This is a genomic window from Flavivirga aquatica, assembly GCF_001747085.1.
GTDB classification, from domain to species: domain Bacteria; phylum Bacteroidota; class Bacteroidia; order Flavobacteriales; family Flavobacteriaceae; genus Algibacter_C; species Algibacter_C aquatica.
Map to the genome: position 1 here is coordinate 905,503 of NZ_MDJD01000054.1, position 23,966 is coordinate 929,468.

At 33.1% G+C, this 23,966-nt stretch carries 10 protein-coding genes; all 10 read left to right on the forward strand.

Features of this window, described 5'->3' with window-relative positions; all coding sequences use genetic code 11:
* Nucleotides 1-249: 249 nt before the first annotated feature.
* The 10 genes from A8C32_RS18175 (at nt 250) to A8C32_RS18225 (ending at nt 23,961) form a co-directional block, all read left to right on the forward strand.
* Nucleotides 250-981 carry a hypothetical protein gene (locus tag A8C32_RS18175; protein WP_069831806.1) on the forward strand — a complete coding sequence of 244 codons (732 nt, stop codon included), beginning with the start codon at nt 250-252 and terminating at the stop codon, nt 979-981.
* Between the two features lie 152 nt (nt 982-1,133).
* The gene (locus A8C32_RS18180; RefSeq protein ID WP_069831807.1) at nt 1,134-1,826 is read left to right on the forward strand and encodes a hypothetical protein; all 693 of its coding nucleotides are present in this window, start codon (nt 1,134-1,136) and stop codon (nt 1,824-1,826) included.
* A 200-nt stretch (nt 1,827-2,026) separates the two neighbouring features.
* Nucleotides 2,027-5,581, forward strand: a complete 3,555-nt coding sequence (locus A8C32_RS18185; RefSeq protein ID WP_069831808.1) for a hypothetical protein — start codon at nt 2,027-2,029, stop codon at nt 5,579-5,581.
* 36 nt (nt 5,582-5,617) lie between these two features.
* Entirely contained in the window at nt 5,618-17,701 is a 12,084-nt protein-coding gene (locus A8C32_RS18190) for a LysM peptidoglycan-binding domain-containing protein (RefSeq protein WP_069831809.1), read from the forward strand.
* A 152-nt stretch (nt 17,702-17,853) separates the two neighbouring features.
* Nucleotides 17,854-18,150, forward strand: coding sequence for a hypothetical protein (locus A8C32_RS18195; RefSeq protein ID WP_069831810.1), 297 nt, complete (start codon nt 17,854-17,856; stop codon nt 18,148-18,150).
* A 299-nt stretch (nt 18,151-18,449) separates the two neighbouring features.
* A complete protein-coding gene (locus A8C32_RS18200) occupies nt 18,450-20,003 on the forward strand; it encodes an AHH domain-containing protein (protein ID WP_069831811.1) in 1,554 nt (517 codons plus the stop codon).
* On the forward strand, nt 20,004-20,678 hold the full coding sequence (locus tag A8C32_RS18205; RefSeq protein ID WP_069831812.1) for a hypothetical protein: 675 nt from the start codon (nt 20,004-20,006) through the stop codon (nt 20,676-20,678).
* A 71-nt stretch (nt 20,679-20,749) separates the two neighbouring features.
* Nucleotides 20,750-21,583, forward strand: coding sequence for a hypothetical protein (locus A8C32_RS18210; RefSeq protein ID WP_069831813.1), 834 nt, complete (start codon nt 20,750-20,752; stop codon nt 21,581-21,583).
* 554 nt (nt 21,584-22,137) lie between these two features.
* Nucleotides 22,138-22,350 (forward strand): hypothetical protein, encoded by a 213-nt coding sequence (locus A8C32_RS20805; protein ID WP_069831815.1) that lies wholly within the window; start codon nt 22,138-22,140, stop codon nt 22,348-22,350.
* A gap of 129 nt (nt 22,351-22,479) precedes the next feature.
* Nucleotides 22,480-23,961 carry a cobyric acid synthase gene (locus tag A8C32_RS18225; RefSeq protein ID WP_069831816.1) on the forward strand — a complete coding sequence of 494 codons (1,482 nt, stop codon included), beginning with the start codon at nt 22,480-22,482 and terminating at the stop codon, nt 23,959-23,961.
* The last annotated feature ends 5 nt before the right edge of the window (nt 23,962-23,966 follow it).

The following is a 23,966-nucleotide window of genomic DNA, read 5'->3' on the forward strand; positions in this document are numbered from 1 at the left end:
AAAATTAAATATTATAAAATCATAAAAATCAAATAGTTAAAAACACCGCTTCTTAAAAGTTCAACCATAAATAAATACAAACCTATTTTTAAAGATTGTATCTTTATACAAAACACCTACATTAAAGAAAAAACAACTCTAAATAACGATTTATCCTATTTTAAGTATATTAGTAGTCTGTTTATCTTTATTCCATTGTTCTATAAAATAGCATCATACAAATATTGCTTTTGTTCCGTACATTATAAAATGAGGAACAATATTAGGTATTTACAAGTTTACATACTCCTTTTTACAACACTTTTAACTAACACTATATCTTGGAGTCAACAAGATTCACTTTCTAATATAGAATCAGGTTATACTTATCATTCTAGTATCGATATAACGGAAGTTTCTGGAAACACATTATCTGTTAATTATAAAACCCTTCCTGCAAATCAGGCTGGTAAACTCCAAAATAAATTATGGATATGGAGAGCTTCCGAAGTTCCTTGGCAATACCCACCCATGAAAGAACAACTCTTACAAGAAGATGCTACTCAAAGTGGATCTTATGTTTTAGAGAATTTAAAAATTGCTATATCTACAGAATATATTGTGTGCTATTCGGTGGGGCCAGAAGTTACACAAATTTGTACTTGCGCTACTCTAAGTGTAAATAAAGACACTATAAATAAACAATGGGTTGAAATTTCGCTACTTAATATTAGTAGGAACTCCATTAGCTTCAGTTACAAAACGCTAAAAGGCTACCTTCCAAAAACGTATCAAAATTGGTTTGGATTATGGGAAGGACAAGCATCCCCTTATAACTTAGATATTCCAATAGCCAAAGATAATGTTTCTAGTGACTCCAATATATCCAGTGGTGGACTCAATAATTTATCACTAGATATTGGTCAAATCTACACCCTTATCTATTTCACAGGCAGCCAAGAAGCAAATGCAGCTGCCATGATACGATTTAAAGTATATTAAACACATCAGGTATTAACACCTGATTATTCAGGTATTAATACCTGATTATTAGATGTATTGACTTACAAATTATTGCTTTTTCATATCTTGTCTATCCCAAAAGAAGATATCACTTACGTTTAAAAATATTAATTCATTTAAATCTAAAAATTATGTCTACAAAAACAGAAAACGCTACGGCTGTACAAAATCCAACAACCGAAATAAAAGTCTCGGCGATAGTTGGAAATCAACTTCAAGTTCAATATACGGGATTACCTGGTAACCGACCAAACACTTACGGAAACTATCTTGTAGTTTGGAGAAATCAAAATTCTATTCCTTATAACGATCCTAATCCAGATGGTTACGTTGAGATTACTGGAGATTCATCTCAAGGTTCACAAGTATTTGAAGAAGTTAAAATACAAGTAGGCGTTACTTATGTAGTTGGATACGCTGTAGGACCTAAATTATCTTCTGGACAAGATTGGGGTAACGTTTGTACAACCTGTTTTATAGATACGTCACAGCAATCTAGTTATATAGAACCAGAAATTACAGATTTGGTTGCATCAACAGATTCAGTTACCATGAATTATAAATTACCAAACGGGGCAAGTCCACAAGAAAATGGAGCTTGGGTAGGTATTTGGCAAACAGGAAACGCTTCTTACGACACACCTCCTATTGCAGTTAATTCTATAAATAATCCAAGTAGTATTGGTGGAGCTGCAATTAATGGAGTTACAATTTTAATTGGCCAAATATACACAGTTGCATTATTTACTAGTGGTTGGAAAGCAGGACCTGGAGGAACTAATGTACAAACAGCAATGGCTTGTACTGCTACAATTACAACTTAAGCTAATGTTTAAGTATTCTACATATACTATATAAATATAAAAAGGTGTTGGGATTTAACCAACACCTTTTTGTGCTCAATATACTGTCTATGAACAATGCTACTTTTCAACCTGAAAAGCTCATTATTTACTGTTCATTGATCTGCTTGTAATAAGTTTATTCATAATAGTTCCATTATCACCTGTAAGACACTAATAATATGTCCTTTTTTAATGTTTCCTTAAATAATCAACTTTATGTTACCCCAACAACTGGTAAAGATCAAGGTTTTTCCGCATTCCTACTCCCCAAACCTCCTTCTAGTCCAGAATCAGGATATGATATTTCTCAAGCTTTAACAGATACTACTTTAAACGGAAGTTTTATCTTATCTGCCTACACTCCTAATCTGGAAACGCAAAACAGCACAGATTTATTTGTAAAACAAGCCTTAGCGCTTTTAGGAACAGGACGATATATTATTTGGATATTGGATATCAATGATTTTAGCGCTACTAAAAATACCATATTTATGACCATTGCAGGAAATGGATCATCAAGCATTCAAGGCGTTACAATCCCTATGGTTTCAGGTATTTCACTACAAATACAAAGTGGTATAAAACTAACAGCTACAGATAATTCTATCGACTTAGGCAGCACAAGTGGCAACAACTCTAAACTTATATTTACTGGACCAGATGCTCCCGATTCTAATAGTACTTATGCCACATCGGGAAGTATCCCTCTTAGCGGAATCTATCGTGGCAGTGTTAATTTTTCTGCTTTTATAGAACGAAACTCATTATCAAGTGGTTTTAACTGGGGTTTCCAAATGCTCATTCCTTTAGAAGACAACCCTAATCAAACTGCTAGATCAGAATATTTCCCTTTAGCCAGTGGTCAATATCCATCGCCCACTGATGCTATAGGCTTCAATATTTTTATTGACCCTACAGACATCTTTAATCAAGCTTTTAATTGTTCTAACTCATGCTCTATTACAGATCAATACAATTCTAGAAGAACCGTATTTAATTTCACCGGATCCAATAAAGATCAAAGCGAATCTGTACTTAACGCCTATTATTTTACTGTTTGGGGAAGCAACATTAAATTAATACCTGTAGGTAATAACAACAATAATGAATTACAAGCGCGACTCACCTTTAATAATGGTGAATTATATAGCGCCAATGCGCATCAAAAACATTTTGCTCCAGAAGGCGATTTTATAATAGAAATAAACGGTGTGACTTCCAATGAAAGTATACCGCTTCAATGCGGCTTACAAGGTACCGAGTTTTTTAATGTTCAACCTCGCGTTAATGGTAATCCAGGTGATAGATTACGTTTTATCACCAACCAACCTGCCTACGCTCCTGTATACCCATTACCTGTATCATCACCAGTCACAGCACCAGTTAATCCAAATGCATCTCTATTAGATATTACTTACCAAACATCTTGGTGTACTTTAGTTATTGGAGAAAATAGTATTATCCCTTCATATGTTGCTCAACCAAAAGGATCTGCTTTATTTAGTAACTCGACAGTTGTTGGGTCTACAATTCTAGAGCATTCAACTCCAAATTTTACATTTACACCAAACAATACAGTACTATTTCCAATGCTTCCTTATGCAGATGTTAAACCAAATTTAAATACAGAAGGATTCAATAAAGAAGAAATAGAAGATTTTGAAAAATTATTTATATCACAAATTAGAAAACAAAACATCAATTCTATATTAATTAATGCTCAAACTAAAGCAAAAGAATCTTACTTAAAATCTACAAATAAAGTTACCGATGCTGGAACGAATGTAACAACTCCCTCGGGACTCATTGCTAACTTATTAGGATCAAACAACAACCCTGTATGGAATGCTATTTATCTTGCTCAAAACCAAACAACTTCTCAAAGCTCGTTTGAAAAAATGTATTTTGAAGATCCTAGCGAGGATCTCATCCAAGCCTTTCAAACAAGTGATTTGTTTTTAGTTATAGCTAATAATGAAAAACTTGGTTCTACAGATCCAACAGCATCTGGAGCAAAATTCCTCAATAAAATGTTTATTGGAGACTGGACAATGGAAGCCAATACAGGAACCCAAAGTAAATACAATGATTATAATAATATCATTATTGTAAAAGGAAAAAAAGGAAAGCTATACGATCCTGATAATTCTGATAATAGTTTAATTTCCAACTGGCAAAAATGGACAGCCAAAGACACCTTTGCTGCACCATCAATATTAAATAACAACAATGATTTACTTCCTCCAGATAACTCCCAATTAGTAATCCTTTCTCAATGGATGCAATCGTATTTTGAGGATGCTAAAAATCAAACTGACACTGCTTATTTTGGAAATTTTAATGCTTTAGTACAAGACGAAAATTGGACAGGTATTCTTATTCTTCGTATGGATATTTCAGGCTTACCAGATAACCTTACTGGAATATTATCTGGTGTTAGAGATCCTGCTGGGTTTAGAGCACATCATTTTGGAATTAACATTACTCCTGTAGAAAAAGGAAGTAACGGCCCAGAAATTAATAATCCAAGTTCTATGTTTGGGCTTATCTATTATAATGATCCCGATTTTATACAACAAGAACCTCCTCAACCTATTCAGCCCGACTTATCCGAAACTTACGATTTTGTCCTGCTAAACTTAAAAGTTCTATTTGAAAATACAGCTGTAAAAAGCTTTCAAAGTTATGCTCAACTCACTACGAATAATTACTTTGGTTCACCCGTAGATCATATGGGAGATGGTGGAAATAAATTCAATACCATGATCCTTAAAGGTGCACTTCAATTTAAAGGAAACGAAGCGCTTTATAGTTTAAGTACAGATGGAGTTAACGCATTCTATTTTAATAATCCAGCGGTAAACAAAATCGAAATATCCAATGTTAATTTCAGTACTGCCCAAAGTGATCCTAATGGCAATATTGTAAGTAACTTTTCTATTAATGGATATTGGGACTTCAAGGAGTTAATGATTCCTGCAGATGAAAATGACCCTGCTGTAGATTTTGATATATTATCTTTTGGAAATACCGATGGTACAGATGCATCCAATAAAGGGTTAATTTTCAACAATCTACTCATAAACATGGTATCTCCCCCTTATACGCCTGGACAAACAGAACAATTACCTAAAACGATGACGTTTGTGACTTCTCAAATAACCTTTGATCAAGCAAGAAGCACACCACGTCCAAATAGTATGTATGTTAACTTTGCTCTTAATTTACAAGGCTTAACTCAAGGAAGCTCCGACTCTCCTCCCTCACAAAATGGATACCTTACTGTAATAACAGACTTAAAGGTTAGTCCTATAGATGGATCGTCGTGGGTAGGCTTAATATATAAATTAAACATGGGGACTCCAGGAGAATTGGCTGGTAATATAGGGTTAACCTCTACATTATTAACCGCTTGGAATCCTACAGCTACAGATGATGGTTCTGCTCCTGCTGTACTCGTTGGAATTACGCTTCCTGGAACTGGTGGTGGTGCTAAACTAATTAGTCTACAGACGGTATTAAAATTGTCCATCGGACAAATACGTTTAGCATATGACTCAGATAAGTCCTCTTTCTTATTGATGTTTACCGAAATTGCGCTGAAATTTTTTGGTTTACTAAAAATTCCACCAAACGGATCGTCATTATTCTATCTCTTCGGAAATCCAAAATCGAACGATAAAGCATCTGGTTTAGGCTGGTATGCTATGTATAATAAGGAAAACTCTAAGTAAGATAAAATTGATTATACCAATATAACGCAACAAAATATGAACTTTTCAAGTATATTTCAAGCCATAGTAGACTATTTTACCACAACCAAACAAGAAGGTCAATTATCTGATTCTTTAGCTTTATTTACAGAATATCTTAACGGACCAGACAATAGCACTATTCGTATGTGGGTTTCTGATGCTCCTGGTTATGGCCATCAAACCAATACTACAAATCTATTATATCAATTAACCAACAGTAATTCAAAAAATGGTTTCGAATATAAAGGTGCTATTGAAGTCTATTATCTTGAAGATAAAGATAAGATCATATTAACAAAATTATATCAGTTACTTCCAGAACTAAATAATAAACCAGAAGGAGAAATCAATGGAGCTAATGTCAAACTCATTGAATGGAAATCTGGAGAAACACCTCCTAATCCTGTAGTTAACTTAGGGTTCACTGGTGCCGAAGACCAAATTGATAATAACGGTTCCATCACTTCTCCACAACTAGCAAAACGATTAAATACTAATTATTTTTTAAGGTTAGAACCTTATTTATGGACAACACCAGAAGAAATTCAGTTCTTAAATTCTTCAAGAAAATCCATTTCATTAACAAAACAAAAGTTATTAGACTATGGCGCTTTTAAACAACGTGCCTATTGGGAAGAAATACCTGTACCAGTACCAGACTGGAATTACTATAAAGATAATGGATACGCAAATCAAGTCGCTATTTTACAAAGTTTACTCGCAAAAATAGATAGCTACGATTTAGGCGTTGCATACAGCATTCGTACCTCTGGAAATTACGAATTAGCACCTCCTCCAGAAGAACGTATGTTTGAAGTTATTACAGGTTATATGGCTTCACAAATGAGCGGAAACAATATTCGATCTGGAGCTAAACCCATTGTGGTTTTATCTATGGATAATTTCTCTAACAGAACTAGTGGTGCAGAAACACCTATATCTCAATTAATAGAAGGCGGCATGTCTGCCCAAGAATCAAGTTGGGAAACAACCTTAAAAGTTGGAGGAAATGGAATCGATCAATATAGCCAACGCAAACTAGATCAAATACGTCAATATTTAAAACCTAGTAGCTACAGAAAAAGTTATCTTGAAAGTGTAGATGCTCCTTCCCGAATAGAATACGAATGGACTCCAACACAATCTAACGTTGAAAGTAAATACAACTGGTTAAACCAAGCCAAAAATAGAGTTTTATTTATTCAATTAGGAAGAGTCCCTGCTCCTATATTCAACTATTTAATGTACAAATCTGCTATGCCTCCCGTTTTTGAAGGTCAAAATACAGGAAATCTAGCATTACAATTTGGTCAACCTTATTTTCATGTAGCTCGTCCTAATTCAGGTAATGTACAATACCCTACGACACTTTTAGGCTATACAGATTTTAATGCATACGAAGACTATACAAATATTTACATGCCTGTAGTATATGTGCCTACTATTGTATATAAAATGCAGCAAATTGCAAATAAAATTAACTTCCCTATATACCAATGGCCTAGTAAAATTAATGAAAATCCATCTGAAATTATAGGCTCTTTTATTAGAGAGTATAAAGAATCATCTGTAGGAGATTATCAAACTTATTACAATACAATTAAAAGCTTCTATCAAAATCCAGCCAATGATAAATTTAGAATAGCCACTAGCTATCTTGGATATATATTACAAGCAGATGGTATTATAAAAGCTTCTAATAAAATTATGGCCACATCATACGCAACAGCAGATGTGGGAGTTTTAGATGCAGAACCTTATTATGGTGATACTATTATTGATACTAATGATGGAGATGACGCTACGCCATTGGAATCTCTATTAGCTAAATTGTATGATAATTTAAATGCAGACAACATTCTAAATTTATTCCCTGGTGTATACAGCGCTGGACCTATTTTCGATTTTATATCTGGATTATTAGGTGTAAAGCTAACCTTAACAAATACAACCATATCTCCCGCAAAGGGCACTGCAAATCCCGAAAAAATTGTAGTAACAGGTAATAGCAGTGCACTTCAAGATACGCCTTTAAAATTCACCATTACGTTTACTGCTCCAGACGGTAGTATTGTATCCGATTGGAAAATGACATACACAGGAGATTGGTTAACAGAACAATTACCTTGGTTGCAATTTGAAAATCCATATATATCTTTACAAGTAGCCGATTCCTTTGTACCTGCTCAAGGTAGTGTTGGTGGTACTTTGCAAGGCTTAGAATTAGACTTAGATATTACTTTACCTATAAATGAAGGTTTATGGCAACTAACGGGACATTTTGCAGAACCTGCAAGTATTTCAAAATTCTATCAATTAGCAGGAGGTGTTAATCTAGTTCAAGCATTACCAAGCCCATTCAATGCCTTTACAGCCATAGGTGTAACAGATTTGCAATTGGCATACAGCACTAAAGAAAACAATATCCAATACCTAAGTTTTGTAATGTCTACCAATGAAAAGGTAACCCTTATGACAGGTTTAGACATGGATAGTGTCACGCTAAACGTATTAATTCAAGATCCAGGATCACTAGCCAAACGTAGTACAAGTTGGAGTGCTAAAGGTAAATTCACGATAGGTACTGGAGATAATGCAGGTGTGATTATTACGAGTATGAATTACCCAGAAACGGTTATTCAAGGTCAATTGGCAAGTGGTGTAATTCGTGTAACAGACTTATTTAACCTTTTCCTTCCAGGAACCGTTTTTAATCCACAAGGATACAGTCCAGAAATTACAGAATTTAATGCATCTTTTGCAGGAACAACAGGTAATTACAGCGTAAGCGCTAATTTAAATTTCGACTGGACTTTTCAAATTATATCAGGAGCACCATCAATTACAATTAATAATGTTGGTGTACGCGTACAAAGTGAAAATAAAGAATTACAAGGAGGGCTTTCTGGTGGGTTTACTTTTGGTGAAGGAATTACTAAATTCTCAATTTCATTATCTGCAGATTATAGTACTACTGGTGGTTGGGTTTTTAAAGGAGAACAAAATACAGAAACTCCACTACAATTAACAGCTTTAGCAAATCAATTACTGCCTTCAAATTGGCAAATTCCAAGTGAATATAATTATTCTTTAGTTGGTTTAAATTTCTCATTTACTGAAAACAAAAAATATTATGAAATTGGTGGTGCAACAGAAGGTTACTGGAAAATACCATTTATTAACTTAAACGTTAAAGCCGATCTTAAGTTTGGTTATGGCACATATACCAATCAATCATCAAGTACCAAGCAATTAACCACTTCTACAAAAGCTTTAACTGTTAGTACCGATGACAAAGTGGGGTATTACTGTACCTTAAATGCAGATATCGAATGGATTGGTATTAAAATGAAACTGTTCTACAATTACAATCCAGATGTACAAACGTTTAGTTTTACTTGGAACTTCCTTACAGGTACTATAGTTGAAAAAGAAGTAGAAAAAGGGCAACCTAAACATTGGATTGGAACACTTAAATTTACAGAATCTACGAGCTTAGGATCTATTATTGAAGATGCTATAAGCTGGGCTACTGGCTATAAATTTGGCTTAGGCGCACCTTGGAGCTTACTCAATAGTTTATCATTAGATAAACTGGAACTGGAATATGATTTCACATCAAAAACAGTAGCTTTTAATGTCAATATTGGTGAAATTAACTTAGGATTCTGCAAAATCACATCCATTGGATTAAATTATCAATCTGGACAACCAAAAGCAGAAGATAATGGTGTATTCATGACACTTAACGGTAGTTTCTTCTGGATTACCGATGATAATAAAGATAATGGTCTTTCTTCAGATCAAATTAAATGGGATGCCACTAAACCAGAAAACACACCTTCACCTTCGGGACAAGGAAACAAATACCTCGACTTGCGATTATTGGCAATGGGACAGCATGTTACAATTCCAGGTATCACCGCTGTAAATAGTGTTCAAGATGCTATTAAATTAATGGCCGATCTACCTAATACAGATCCAGGAGAAATTCCTAATATTACATTCGACCCTAATAGTTCTTGGTTAGTAGGCATGGACTTTGGAATATTAAAACTACAAGAAGACGATAAAAAGAGTTCTAGTACAGAAGTTGCTACAACAGACAGTGGAGATTCTGGTTATTTTATAGACATGCAAATTGTCTTTAACGACCCCAATTTATATGGATTACGCATAGCATTAAATGGTGGTCCGGCACGTATTTTTAAAGGGTTAGATTTTCAAATACTTTATAGAAAAATAAGTGACTCGGTAGGTGTGTATCAAGCACAAATTACCTTACCAGATGCCATGCGAAAAATACAATTGGGACAGGTAAACATTACCTTACCTGTTTTTGGTATTGAAATATACACCAACGGCGATTTCCTTATTGATCTTGGATTTCCATACAATTCAGACTTTACCAGATCCTTTACGCTACAAACCATTATTTACGTTCCATTCCCAATTCCTGTAATGGGATCTGCAGGGTTATACTTTGGTAAAAAATCTAGTGCAACCTCTACAGAAGTACCACAAATTACTAACGGTACTTTTAACCCTGTTATTCTATTAGGTGTTGGTATTCAATTTGGATTAGGATACGATTTTAATGCTGGTATTTTGTCTGCTGGATTTAGTTTAACAATAGTTACTATTATTGAAGGTATACTTGCTAAATTTAATCCATACCAGCCAGAAAACACAGAAAATGGTAATCAAGCAGATATTGCTCCTTCTTATTATTATAGTATAAAAGGAGTTGTTGGAATACAAGGAAAACTATATGGTTATGTTGACTTTAAAATCATTAAAGCCGAAGTTAATGTATTACTAAGTATTCTTGCTGATATTACAATTACTGCTTACGAGCCAATACTGTTAGGTATTACGGCTAGAGTAAGCGTAGAGGTTTCAGTGAAAATTAATTTAGGATTGTTCAAAATTAAGATTAGCTTCAGCTTCGATCTTACTCTAAGAGAATCTTTCGAAATAAAAGTTGGAGGCGGTTCATCTCCATGGCAAATTGCCGAAAGTACAGAAGAAAGTATGACTATGCTAAGATCTGCTTCTCCTAGACGCATGGCAAGAATGCATGCAGATAGCTTCTTATTAGCAGTTACAGATAATTTTAACGATCAACCAGATTGGAGTAATTTAACAGCTCCATCAAACAAACAATCTTTAACAGGTTATATTGGATTTGGACTTAGTATTGCGGGAGATCTAGCTCAAAAACCAACAGACCAAATGGCTGTTTATTCTGCTATGTTATTTTTAGAATCGACTGCTTCTACCAAAGATGATCCAAATTCTGCAAAACTAAAAGCGCAAGGAGCTACAACCGATACATCTTTTGAATATCTAGGAAAATTAGTATTCCGTTGGGTAATTGCTGCCTTCCATAATGGAAGCATTAGTGCCGATGAAATAGATCAATTACCTATTAGTGAAACGCGTCTTCAAGAAATTTACGAATACCTAAACGACGCTAATAATACATCTCCAATACCTATTGATGCTATTGATAGCTTATTAAATACTCAAGTTAGTATGACGGTATCACACCCTTCAGATCAAGATTCTGAATCTGATGCTGCTTACTTCCCAATGATACCTCAACTATCTATTACTTTACCAGCCTTTGAGGGTCAAAAGGCTTTAGAATACGCCTTCTCAGATTATAATAGTTTGAGTGACACATACATTGATGAACTCCGTGTTTATTTTGATGATTTAGCTGTTCAATTACAACAACAAAATGGTGATGCATATACTCAAAACAGTGTTCAGATTACCAATGATACCGAATCAATGGCTTCGTTTATTTATTCTGATTATTTCCTATTACTAGCGAAACAAATGGTAGATAACGCGCAGAATGCGTTAAAAGCTTTTCAATATCAAATTCAAGATGCACAAACTGTAGCAGATATTCTCACATGGGTTAACAATCACGGGCAGTTTACTGGTAATTATACTTATACTATTGACTACTTATTTGAAAGTAATAAATCGCATATTTTAAATTCTAATAAATCTGTAGAAGTTGACTCTGCAATTTACAACACTATAGCTAACGATACTTTTGATAGTATTAGTAAAAAATCTATTTATAACAATCAAATTACCGCAAATGATTTAGCAACATTTAATGCCAACGACACCACCATATTACAAGGAGGTATTGTTATAGATTATTCTGGAAAAACATCTATAGTTATTCAGTCTGGAAATTCATTAAACACCTTAGCTACAGACTTTGAAGTATCATTAAATGATTTATTAACAAATACAGATATATTAACAAAAGAAGGACTAATTATGCCTTCATCTAAATTAAACCTACCAAACTTTAAAGCTTTAACCCAAGAAGGCGATACTTTAATTACATTCTCTGCGAGATACGGAGTAAGTATTTCTACCCTTTCGATAACAACCAATGAAAGTATTAGTGGTTTATTTAGCAGTAGCGATAATAATGGACAGTTAGTATTAAATGATCTTCCACAATTTGAAGTTGGAGAATTAATAACAGAAATTCAAGCCGATAGCGGGTTACAACAATTGTCTGGTATGGCATCCCGTTATTATTTATCAGGATTACGATTACCAACTTCTGGCATTACTCCAAATTATCAAGGCATGTGGTTAGATGATAAGTTAACTTACCAACAAACTACAGCTGGATTATTTGCTTTAACTGGACAACAATTCCCTTTACCAACCTTACAGAGTAAAGCATCTTACGATATTACGTTTAAAATCCCAACCGATGTGACTTGGTTAGATTTCGAAACAACAGGTAAAACTATGACCATTGAAATCGCTGATGATTCTTCATCTTATGAGCAAATTAATACGGTTAGAAGTTATGCTACTCAAAACTATTTAGATTTAGATATTAAACATTTAGGTTTAGGTGATATGTTTAGTAATAATTGTGAACATTATACCTTTAGTACAGTAAGTCTCTGGAAAGCAGGTTCGGCAATTGTATTGCCATATGCAGGAACAACTAACGAATCTCAAACTTTAAATATCTGGACTTTACCAGCAAATTTAATGGAAATGGCTAACCCTATTGGTAGAGCTGTACAACCCAGATTTTCTGTAGTTACTGGTGCTGTAGATCCAACAACAAACGCAATGAAATCAACCCCAGTATCTAATTATAGTTGGGGTACTCAAGTAACATTTACCATTAAAAAAGTGCCACCTGTTGCAGATAGTCCTGCTTCGTTAACCACATACGAAATAAGCGGTGCAGATGGTAACAATGCCTTATTGTTAGAACAAATGGTTACCTATTTGCAAAATAACGACGATTTAATTAATCAACTCGCTTTTGGTTATTTACCAAACCAATCTAATGGAGATAATCCTGGAATACAAACAGATCCTATTGGAAATTTAACCATAGGAATTGCTCAAGCCAATCTTTCTACATTCACAAGACCAGATGGTATTATGATGGATACATTTACCAGAACATTACAAACAGAAAGCGAAGCCAGTAACCTATTAAATAAACCAACAGATTTAATTACTCTACTATGGCAAGCTAGTATTACCAGAGATGGTGGCTATTATTTATACTATTATAATAGTGAAAACGGAGAAGGTTTACCAGATCATATCTTTAATGACAAAGGAGAAGCGAACCTATCATTAATGGTTTTATATACTGCTTCTACAATTAGCGATGAGCAAAACTTATTACAACCATACATGAATGCCTTTGTAACAGGCGAAGCTATTAATGTAAATAATAGTTCTGTATACGCTAAAGCTAATCCGGTAACCAAAACTGTAACATTTAACACAGGAGATACACTTAGTAATATTGCTTATCAATATTTCACCAATATAGCAAATGTTGTAGAAGATAACCCTGATGCTACATTAACATCTGGATTATCTATAGATGTTGCCGAAGGCACCTATCAAGTTGGTCAAGATGGTAGCGGACAAGGTGAATCATTACAAGCCATTGCTACTAAATTTGGAACCACAATAGATGCCATTAAAGCTGTCAACCCGTTAGTAACTACATGGCCTGACGTTTTACCTCTATATTTTGGTTTAAGGCTGCCAGTTTTAACAGTTACCTCGGGAGGAACAAATAGTAAAACGCTAACCGCTATAGCCACTTATTATGGTATGGATTTAGCGGCGTTAGCACATTACAATAGTCAATTAGAGAACTTATTTACTAACGGTACACAATTAACCATGATTGGCGGTCCAATAACACGTATCGCTTCTGTACCTGCTGGAGTTGTATCCTTAGAAGGTATTCGTACTGAACCCGCTCCTGTTCCAGATAAATATAGCGATACCGATTATGCTAAAATATTCCTGCAAAATGATTTCTCTATATTAAGTTTCTATTTAACAGGAAATTATTGGTTTAATGCCAGTAAACCTAGTTTACCAACAGGGCCAACTAAACCAACATCTAGCGATAATGATACCTGCGGAACTCCAATTGATACTAATGGAAAATGGATGTTTCAACAATCGGTACCATATAGCAAATTTGCAAATACACCACAAAGTAAATCCACCAACGGTTTACCCGATGTATCAACCAGCCCATATAAAGGTATAGGTTACCTTGTACAACCAGATTTTATGTGGATGGATATCTATGGAAATACAACATTAACCACAATTTCTCAACCACCAAGTACTCCTGACGATATTATTAATGAAACACCAATATTAACAGGTTATACAGATCCTATTTTAGGACTAAACCAATGGCCTTCTGTTTCTTCTGAATGGATCACAACTAAGGAGACTTCAACAGAAATTCAAATTTCATTAACATTTGATGTTTCGGCTTATAGTGGATTATTAACAACTAAAGCTAGTGATAGTAAAACCATATTATTAACTTTTACAGAAACCTTAGATACTAGCACAGCCGAATCGTTAAGTAATTATGAAATTAGCCCAACACTTACAATTACCAATGCAAGTGTAGGTACAGATGATAAAACTGTAACACTTACTGTTAATGAAATGTCTGAAGGCGTTGTATACACTTTGGGTATTGGTAACATTCAAAACAAAGCAAAAGATACCACATTTAACGGTCAGGCAACATATAGTTATCCAGATGTAGCAGAAAATGATTCCTCATCCTTATTACAACAAGCTAACAGCGATTTCGGCACTTATGAAAGACTATGGTATCAACTTACAGATCCTAATGGTATAGCAATGACAATGCAAACCAGTTTATTTAACACAACTTTTAATGTCGATGCTAGCACCTTTACAGATTTAATAGATAATTGGATCACATCAATTTACAATTTCCTTCAAGACAGATCGCAAGGTGGTACTTCTGTAGCAGCACCTGCTTCTATATTTACGTTTAAATTTGAAATTGATCCTACAAAAGTAGTTAGTGACCAAATTGTTGAGCTAACACTTAACATGACCATTACCAGAACAGGTGGAGCGGTTATGGGTGAATTTGAAACCACAGGAGGTATTAAAAAGGTTACTACTGAAATTTCACCGTCTACAGATAATAGTGAAGACAATTCTAGAGCTTTAAATAATTTTGCTGAAGCCTTTGAATCTGTAATGTCTGTCGATAATCAATATTACTTAAAAATTGCTACAGGAGCCAATCGAGAAAATAACGATCAACAACCAGATCGCACTATTTGGGCAGTACACTTAGGAGTTAATGACTCTACTCCTATTTCATATAAAGTAAATACACCTGGAACTCCACAATTGTTCGCTCCACGACCAGTATCTAATAAACTAGAAAGCAGAAACGGCGTAGATATCTATAATTATACTACAGGAACAGGAATTAGTACCCAACCAGATTATCAAAAAGACTTTACCGAAATAGATATGGACCATTGGGTAGCACAGTTATTTACTGCTATTGATGGTATTTTAACCCCTGAATTCACGAGTTCAATACAATTAATTGATAAAAAATTAAGCGCAACTAATCTGGATAGAATTCAAGAATCAAAGGAGTCGTTAGCTGAGACTACTAAAACATTAATGGTGCATGTTTTTGAAAATGAAAATGGTAGCGCAACTAGCATACAAGAAGCCTTTAAACAATCCTTATTATCACAATTATCGAACTTGTATAATACGAGTTCTGGAATCCAATTTGATGTAAGTATTAAAGCAGATCCGTCGCAAGGTACACCTCCTAACCTATTTGGTAATGTTATCCAGAACACCATATTTGAAGGCGCTATTTCTACCGAAGAAAAATTAACAACAGTAAACCTCTTTTTTAGTGGTCCTTTAGATAAAACAAGTGCAGAAAGCACTAGTAACTATAGCTTAACAGATCCGTTAACTGTAAAATCTGCTGTATTGTCTGAAGATTCAAAAAGTGTCCTATTAAGTACTTCGGGTAACATTACACTCAATAGTACTACAGTCACTATTGGTAGTGATTTAAAAGATGCTAACCTTAGAGCTATTCAAGGAAATAAAACCTATACGATAACTACCAATTTTGTGAGTTATGCCAAACCAGACCAGTTAACCATTACTTCTGCTAAAATCCAACTAGACGAAAGCAAAGAGCAATCGTTAGCTTTCCTAATAAATACTCCAGAAATTGTTCGTAGTGCAGATGGTGAAGTATTATCTAAAATAGACTTAAATCTGAATTATAAGGGAACCAATATTGAACATCAAATTGCAGAACCTATTAATGGGTTTACGCCTTCTACATGGTTAAATTTTGTTATTCCAGACAAAGACATGCCTTTAGAAGATGAATTAGGAGGATTTGAAGTACCAATGATTTTAAGAGCCTTCCCTCAAAATCCATCTTTAGTCAATCAAACTGGTGAAGCCTCTTCTCCAGAAACAAGTGACATTAGTAAATTACTGGAATGGAATTATGGTTTTGAATATTCCCAAGCTTTCCATTATCCACAGGATACACTTTATTTCAATGTAGAATTTAATATTGAAGTTAATAATATCACGGCCATGTTTAAGGAAATAGACATCTTTAATGCTATAGCTGAATTTATTACTGTTTACCCTAATGTTGATAAAGATTTAAAAGCCTATGTAACCAAAATAGACGCCGAAGTATATAACGAAGATAGTTCTAGTGCTACAGAACTCTTTAAAAATGCAGGGGTGGCAGTTAGCTCATTTGCTCAATTAATAGAAACTGTTGCCAATTCTGCTAGTCAAGCAGGTGGATTATTTGTTAATAACACCAATAATATCTATGCTGCAAGTAATGTAGATCTTTCATATAATTTCGAAATTAGAGAAGGCGGTCAAAGTTTAACCGTTGGGACAGATGTAGAACAGGTACAAGTAATTACCGTTTACGGAACACCTCCTAGTGGTGTGAGCATTCCCGAAGTTCATATTAAAGGATATACTATGAATGTATGGACACAAGGTAACTGTGATGGTGTAGCTTGTTACTATTATACTAACACTTCTACTGGAGAACCATTACTAAGTGATATAGCACAAAGTATACAGGCTCGTACAATCATTTTACCAAAATTAAATATCTTACAACGTCAAGATGCCATGACTTCGGTACACTTAACTCGTAATGAAGGGTTGATACCTGGTAAAACTATAAATTCACAGTTTGTATACAGTACAGGAGAATTATCCTTCTCTAACCCGTTATTACCAACAATAACAAATACACAAACTATAGAAATTGCTAATTTACCTAATAATCAAGGGTCTCCAACTGTTAGATCTCTATTTGAACAATTGCAAGTTTTAATGCAAACGTTATTAAAGGAAAATACAGAACCAACGTTGCGCTTCCAAATGACGTGTAATTATGATTATCAAATTAATAGTGGTTTGAGTCCTATTAGTTTACCTGTATTAATGCAATCGCTACTTAGTGTTGATCTTGCTAGTGGATTAGATCCTATGTTACAAAGTTGGGCTAATGCGATTAACGATTGGTTTATCAACAATAAACCTAGTAAGGTTAGTGGTATTTTAAATTTTGATTTGGTAATTTTCTCCAATCTTACTCAACAACCATATCCGTTATTACAGTTAACTAATTTAACATTAAACTTAAATTATATTAAACCAGCATTGGGATAACATGAGTTATAATGTTAATACATAATTTAGTAAGATTAAAAAAAGAAGTTTAAGTTTATAATTATGCAATATTGTAGGTAAAAACCATTATTATTAACTACCATATGCTCCCTACATTAAGTAGGGCTAACTAACTTTAAACAACATTACACTTGAAAAAACAAAAACTAAAAAATTACTTAAAATTAGCAATTCTAATCTTTGGACTTTTTTTACTTACTACAAATTGCCAAAATGAAGACGATTCTATTATTGAAAAAGGTACCACGAACAAGGCTTTTCTTGATAAAGTAAAACAAAAGAATATTGCTTTTGATAATTTAAAGACCGACCCTAAACTTTATCAGATTTTTGAACAGACTCTGGATAAATCAAAACATACAACTATTAGAAAAATTTCTACCAAAAGTAAAAAACAAACAGAAGTTTTCAATTTGATTCTAACATAAAAAAATACACTTTAGACAATTATACATCATATACTATTGCTGTTAAAAACACTACTGGAGATGTATCTAGTTTTCAAAACATTGTAATAGAGACAGATGATGCTAGAGAAGCTAGTTATTTAATAACCTATTATCCTGACGAAACTTACCAAGAATTTATAAGGCTAGGATATATTCGTGATGGAGCAGATATTGATTTTTCTGGAAACAGCAAAATTGACGTACTCTATTATAAAGGCAAGTTACCCCCTACAACCAAAGTCTCGTCGACCAATAAATATAATGAAAAGTCTTCGCATTTGAATCAAAAAAGTAATACTGAAATAACTTGTCTTTGGTCTTGTGGTACAGTACATACACCTCCTAGAAATTGTACAGCAGGAGGAAATCATTCGCCAGAAGAGATAAATGAATGTGAAGGAAGTCCTGGACAATTACCAAGTGCTGGAGAAATACAAGCTTACTGTTTTGAATATGGTTGTACAACAGAAGGTGGAGGTTCTAATGAGAACACCAATACGTCTTCTCCCCAAGGATCAACAACAGGTTCTTCTCCTTTTACACCAGTACCAACACCTAAAGGTTGGACACCAGAGTATGTTTGTGTAAAAACAGACCCTATTAATGGAAGTTGCGTAGAAACAGTACCTTATACCCCTATTATTTCTAGCCCTGTTATACCTAATGATTTAGGTATTAAATTATATGAGGCATTAAATATTGAAGTATCTAGTAATGAATACGATTGGTTAGAAGCTCATCATTTTGAACGTAGAAGAGTCAGTGAGTTTTTAATAGATAACGGGTTTTCTAGTGAAGCTGTAACTGAAGTTAGTATGCGTATCAAAACTGAAATGGTAAATGATGCAGATCCAACTACACCTCAATGGAATTTTTCAAAAAAAGGTACATATTTAAATAGAGAAGCTTTAAAGTATAAAGCAACCTCAGATGTTTTAGGGACTTTTGGCACAGAAAAAATGTATCTGCTTGAAAATGGCTTAGTTTTATACGTTGCCAACGGGAAAAAGAGAATTAATAAAGCATCTGTTAGCTTACCTTCTTCTGAAGTTAGTAATGAAGGTTATCATTATATATACAGCTTTGATACCAAGAAATATTATGAATACAGATTACCTCCTACTTCATACCAAAATGCAGATATAAATTTTTTACTAGACGCCTTTTGGGCTGGTACAAAAACAGTAGCCAAATATGCAACTCCTCTGGAAGACGCTATTATATTATTAGATGGTAAAGATTTTGATGGTGTTGCACAAAGTAAAGTACAAACTGCAGGATTTATGCTTGTTGGGTTTATTCCTGGTGGAAAAATTTTAAAACCTGTTAGTAAAATTGTTAAAAATAGCAATGCCGCATTAGCAGGCTGGAAAATAATTACGAAAATAGGTGATGATACTGTTTCTCTTTCTTTTAAAGTTATTAATGGTGTAGTAGAATTTGGTAACCGAAGTAAACTAACAAAAATAATAAAAACGACGTCCTTAGAGGAAGCTCACCATATAATCCCTTGGAATAAATTAGATAATGAAGTTATTCAAGAAGCAGCTTATGCTGGCTTTCATATGAATGCTAAAATTAACGGCAGAGCATTGCAGAAGTTTTCTTCTTTGACAGGAGATGGACTTCATGGGAATCACCCAGCTTATGATAAGTATGTTCAAAAAAGACTAAACGACTTTATTTGGAAAACTTCCAAAGAAGCAAGAAATTTTTTAGAAGAGATATTAATTCCAGAACTGAATGAACATATTGATGATGCTGTTGATTCTACTATGAATTTAAATGCATATTTTAGAGACGTTATTAACCCTGCAAATGGTATTGATTAAATGAAATATTATTCAATAGGAATATCCGATGACCCTAAGGTAATCGGATATTATCCTCAATTAAAATTCAAAAAAGATTACAATCCAAGCCTTTCGGACGGATATTACAATGTTTCAAACAATAAATTTCCAGATTTTGTTCCTAATTATGAATTAGAGCTACACAGTAAAGCAAATTTAGTAAACCTTTTACCATTGTACCCTGAAGGCAAGGGGTTATTAGTAGATGAAAAGGTTAGGCAAATATTGAAAAAACATTGCTTACCATCTCATGCTTTTTACCCTATGAAGTTACATCATAAAGGAAATATACTAGATTATTATTGGTTTCATTATATCCCAAATGATTTCTGGAATTTAATCGATTCTGATAATTCATATGCAGAAGTGGTAAAGATAGAAAAGGGACAAGTTTCTGTTATTAAAAAGATTAAAATAAGGTCTTTAGATCAAATCAACCAAGAAAAAAATATATATACAGGGCGTACCCCAATAAGGTTAGGGCAATTAAAAATGTTTACTGAATTTTGTCAATATGACTTCTATAAAACAGGAGCTTTTAATCATATTATCATTAGTGAGAAGCTAAAAAATGCATTAGAACATAATGATGTCACTGGTTATAAAGTTAAATTATTCGAGAAGATAACTATTAATAAATTAGATTCAAAATGAATAATAAGTGTTATAAAATTTTACCGTTAAATATACCAACTCAAAATGAATTGAGACAAAACTAAAATCAAATGCGTTTAAAACAAGTTTTTATTACAATTGCAACCATTTTTATAACTACAAATGGCATAGCTCAATCAAAAGAAGATATTAATTTACCAGAAGGAGGAGATGACTTATCTTTTTATGGAACAATTGAAGTTTTTATAACTAAAAATCAAGAAGTTTTTAATAAAGAAAAAAAGTTTAATTTTTATGATGATATATCTAATTTTATACTGAATAAGTCCAAACTTCCAATGCTAGAAAGAAGAGTCTTACTATATGCAGATAATAAAGTAAAATATTCTTTTATAGATAAAATAAAACAAGAAATAGCGCTAGTGGAAAAAATGTTGTTTTTAATGACAGATACAATTGAGAAGCCAAAAAAGGGATACTCGATTTATTTAAATAGTTATTTGAATAGAGGCAAGGAACAGACTTCTATATTAACACTAGAACAAGATCTGAAAAATGAAGCTTTCAACTCTATGGTTCCTCCACCACCACTTCCGCCTCCAAGTATGTGGTATCATGAATTTGAAGATATATTATACTCAGGTAAAAAAGAAATTATTGAAGATGTTTTAAAAAAACATTCTTACAAAACGTTAAACGTAACATCAAATAAAGTACTCAAATATAAGCAGGAAATAATTAATAATAATGATCTTACAAAAGTTTTGAAAGAGAATGATATAGTTCTTTTAAAATTTGATAAAGACATTTATTATGAAGATTATATTTATGCTATTCAAGAAATTAAAAAACTAAAAAGTCTAGAGAAATCAAGAACTTACATTGTTGAAATATCCTATGAATTAGAAAACTTATTAAATAAAATAAATGTGAGTATAGATTGATTTTTGTATAATATTTACATAAGAAGTTATGCGAAATCTAAGAGTTCAATACCGCATCCAGTGCATCATCTTGATCTTTATGAATGAAATTGGTCTGATAATTAATCGTGGATTTTAGACCTAAATTAGGGATAGAACTTCTATAATAACAAGATAAGAGAAATTTTATCTCCTACTACATTACCAAATGTGTGACGTTCAATTTGATTCAACAGGTTCTTTTCTATGTCACATTTTTTGCAGTTTCCTTAAGATGTGTATTGAAAAGGTCATTGAAATTAAGGTTTTTAACAAATACATCATACGGATTATTCGGGTTCGATTCTTGCAAAAACGGAAACACGAAATCCGTATTGGTTGTTTTGTACTTTTTATAGAAAGTTAAAATATTCTTTGCTTTGTCTGGGATTTTGAGGCTAATGAGCTTTTCATTTTTATTCATTTAATAGAATAGCCAGTCGCCGACAAAATCAGCCCATTTCATTTCTACTACATTGAATATGCAAATCCTTATTTTATAAACCTTAACCAAAGCATGATAAATAAGTGAAAAAATGAAGAGAATTTTAAAAAAACTTATTTACCCAAACATCCTTTTTATTCAAAAAAAGTTTATCATAATAACCAACCTATTAAAATATTATTGGATTCAAAAGAATCTTAATTTGGAAATTGTTATAACTACAGTTATTGTTCAAAATACCGTTCCTATTTCATCTCACAATCAAATTATTAAAGAAAAAGGAAACTATAATTCCCTAATATAATTTAAGAATTGAAGAGATTAAAATAAAAAAAGAGTTTCCTATTAGTTTCCTATTAGTATGATTTTTATGAATTAGGATGTTTTAGTTAGACTCTATTTCCTGTATTTTAGCAATTATTTTCAATTAGATATGGCAAAAACATTACGTCCTATTATGTTTGTAGGCACAGGTTCAGATGTTGGTAAAAGTATTATTACTACAGGAATATGTCGCGTTTTAAAACAATTAGGATATCATCCAGCTCCATTTAAAGCGCAAAACATGTCTTTAAATAGTTTTGTTACTAAAGATGGCTTAGAAATAGGAAGAGCTCAAGCTGTTCAAGCCGAAGCTGCTGGAATTGATTGCTCTACCGAAATGAATCCTGTGCTATTAAAACCTTCTGGACAGCATAAATCTCAAGTCGTTTTACATGGCAAACCTATTGGAGATCAAACTGCTCGTTCTTACTTTTTAGGAGATAATAAACAACATCTTTTTGAAGAAGCTAAAAAGGCTTTTAAAAAATTACAATCAAAATATAACCCTATAGTTCTGGAAGGTGCAGGTAGCATTAGCGAGCTTAATTTAAAACATCAAGATATTGTAAATATGCGCATGGCGCAAGCTGTAAATGCCGATGTTTATTTAGTTGCAGATATTGATAGAGGTGGCGTTTTTGCAAGTGTTTATGGAAGCATTGCTTTACTGGACGAAACTGAAAAAAAATTAATAAAAGGAATTATTATAAATAAATTTAGAGGTGATATTTCCTTATTTGAAGACGGGAAAAAAATATTAGAGTCACTCACTAATGTTCCTGTTTTAGGTATTGTTCCTTTTGCTAAAGATATTTATATTGAAGAAGAAGACTCATTAGGCCTTGCTAATAAACATAAAATAGCTTCCCAAAATAAAATTAATATTGCAGTAATCTTACTGCCATACATTTCAAATTTCACCGATTTTAATAGACTCGAAAAAGATTCTAGAGTACATTTATTTTACACTAGAAACCCCGAAGATATTAAAACAGCCGATGTTATTATTATCCCAGGTAGTAAAAACACAATTGCAGATATGCAGTTTTTAAGAACATCTCAACTGGCTCAAGAAATCTTAAAGGCGCATGAAAACAACAGTTTTGTTATTGGGATATGTGGCGGATTTCAAATGCTAGGAAAGTCTATTTCAGATCCTCATCATGTTGAAAATGATATCCACTCCATTCCTGGTTTAGGTATTATTCCTACGCATACAACATTAGCTTCCGAAAAAACAACAAAGCAATGCGCTTTTCAATTTAAAGACAAAGAAGCCTATTGTACTGGTTATGAAATACATATGGGAATTACTACTTTCGAAAAACAGCAACCACTTAATATAATTAACGCACATGAAGAAGGTTACTTAGCAAAAAACTGTTGGGGAACTTATATTCATGGTCTTTTTGATAACACTATTATTATTGACGATTTATTATCACATTTTAATATTAATCACACTTCTAATACTATAGATTACCAAGCTTATAAAGAAGAAAATTATAATAAATTGGCAACACATTTAAAAACACATATAAACATAGATACTATTTTAAAAAATATGACAGTATCTCATTTAGAAAAATAGTTTAA

Bases quoted from the DNA above. Each gene is read 5' to 3' on its own strand.
- A8C32_RS20805 (WP_069831815.1), top strand. From the start codon at position 22,138: ATGAAGAGAATTTTAAAAAAACTTATTTACCCAAACATCCTTTTTATT.
- A8C32_RS18210 (WP_069831813.1), top strand. From the start codon at position 20,750: ATGCGTTTAAAACAAGTTTTTATTACAATTGCAACCATTTTTATAACT.
- A8C32_RS18180 (WP_069831807.1), top strand. From the start codon at position 1,134: ATGTCTACAAAAACAGAAAACGCTACGGCTGTACAAAATCCAACAACC.
- A8C32_RS18190 (WP_069831809.1), top strand. From the start codon at position 5,618: ATGAACTTTTCAAGTATATTTCAAGCCATAGTAGACTATTTTACCACA.
- A8C32_RS18185 (WP_069831808.1), top strand. From the start codon at position 2,027: ATGTCCTTTTTTAATGTTTCCTTAAATAATCAACTTTATGTTACCCCA.
- A8C32_RS18205 (WP_069831812.1), top strand. From the start codon at position 20,004: ATGAAATATTATTCAATAGGAATATCCGATGACCCTAAGGTAATCGGA.
- A8C32_RS18225 (WP_069831816.1), top strand. From the start codon at position 22,480: ATGGCAAAAACATTACGTCCTATTATGTTTGTAGGCACAGGTTCAGAT.
- A8C32_RS18175 (WP_069831806.1), top strand. From the start codon at position 250: ATGAGGAACAATATTAGGTATTTACAAGTTTACATACTCCTTTTTACA.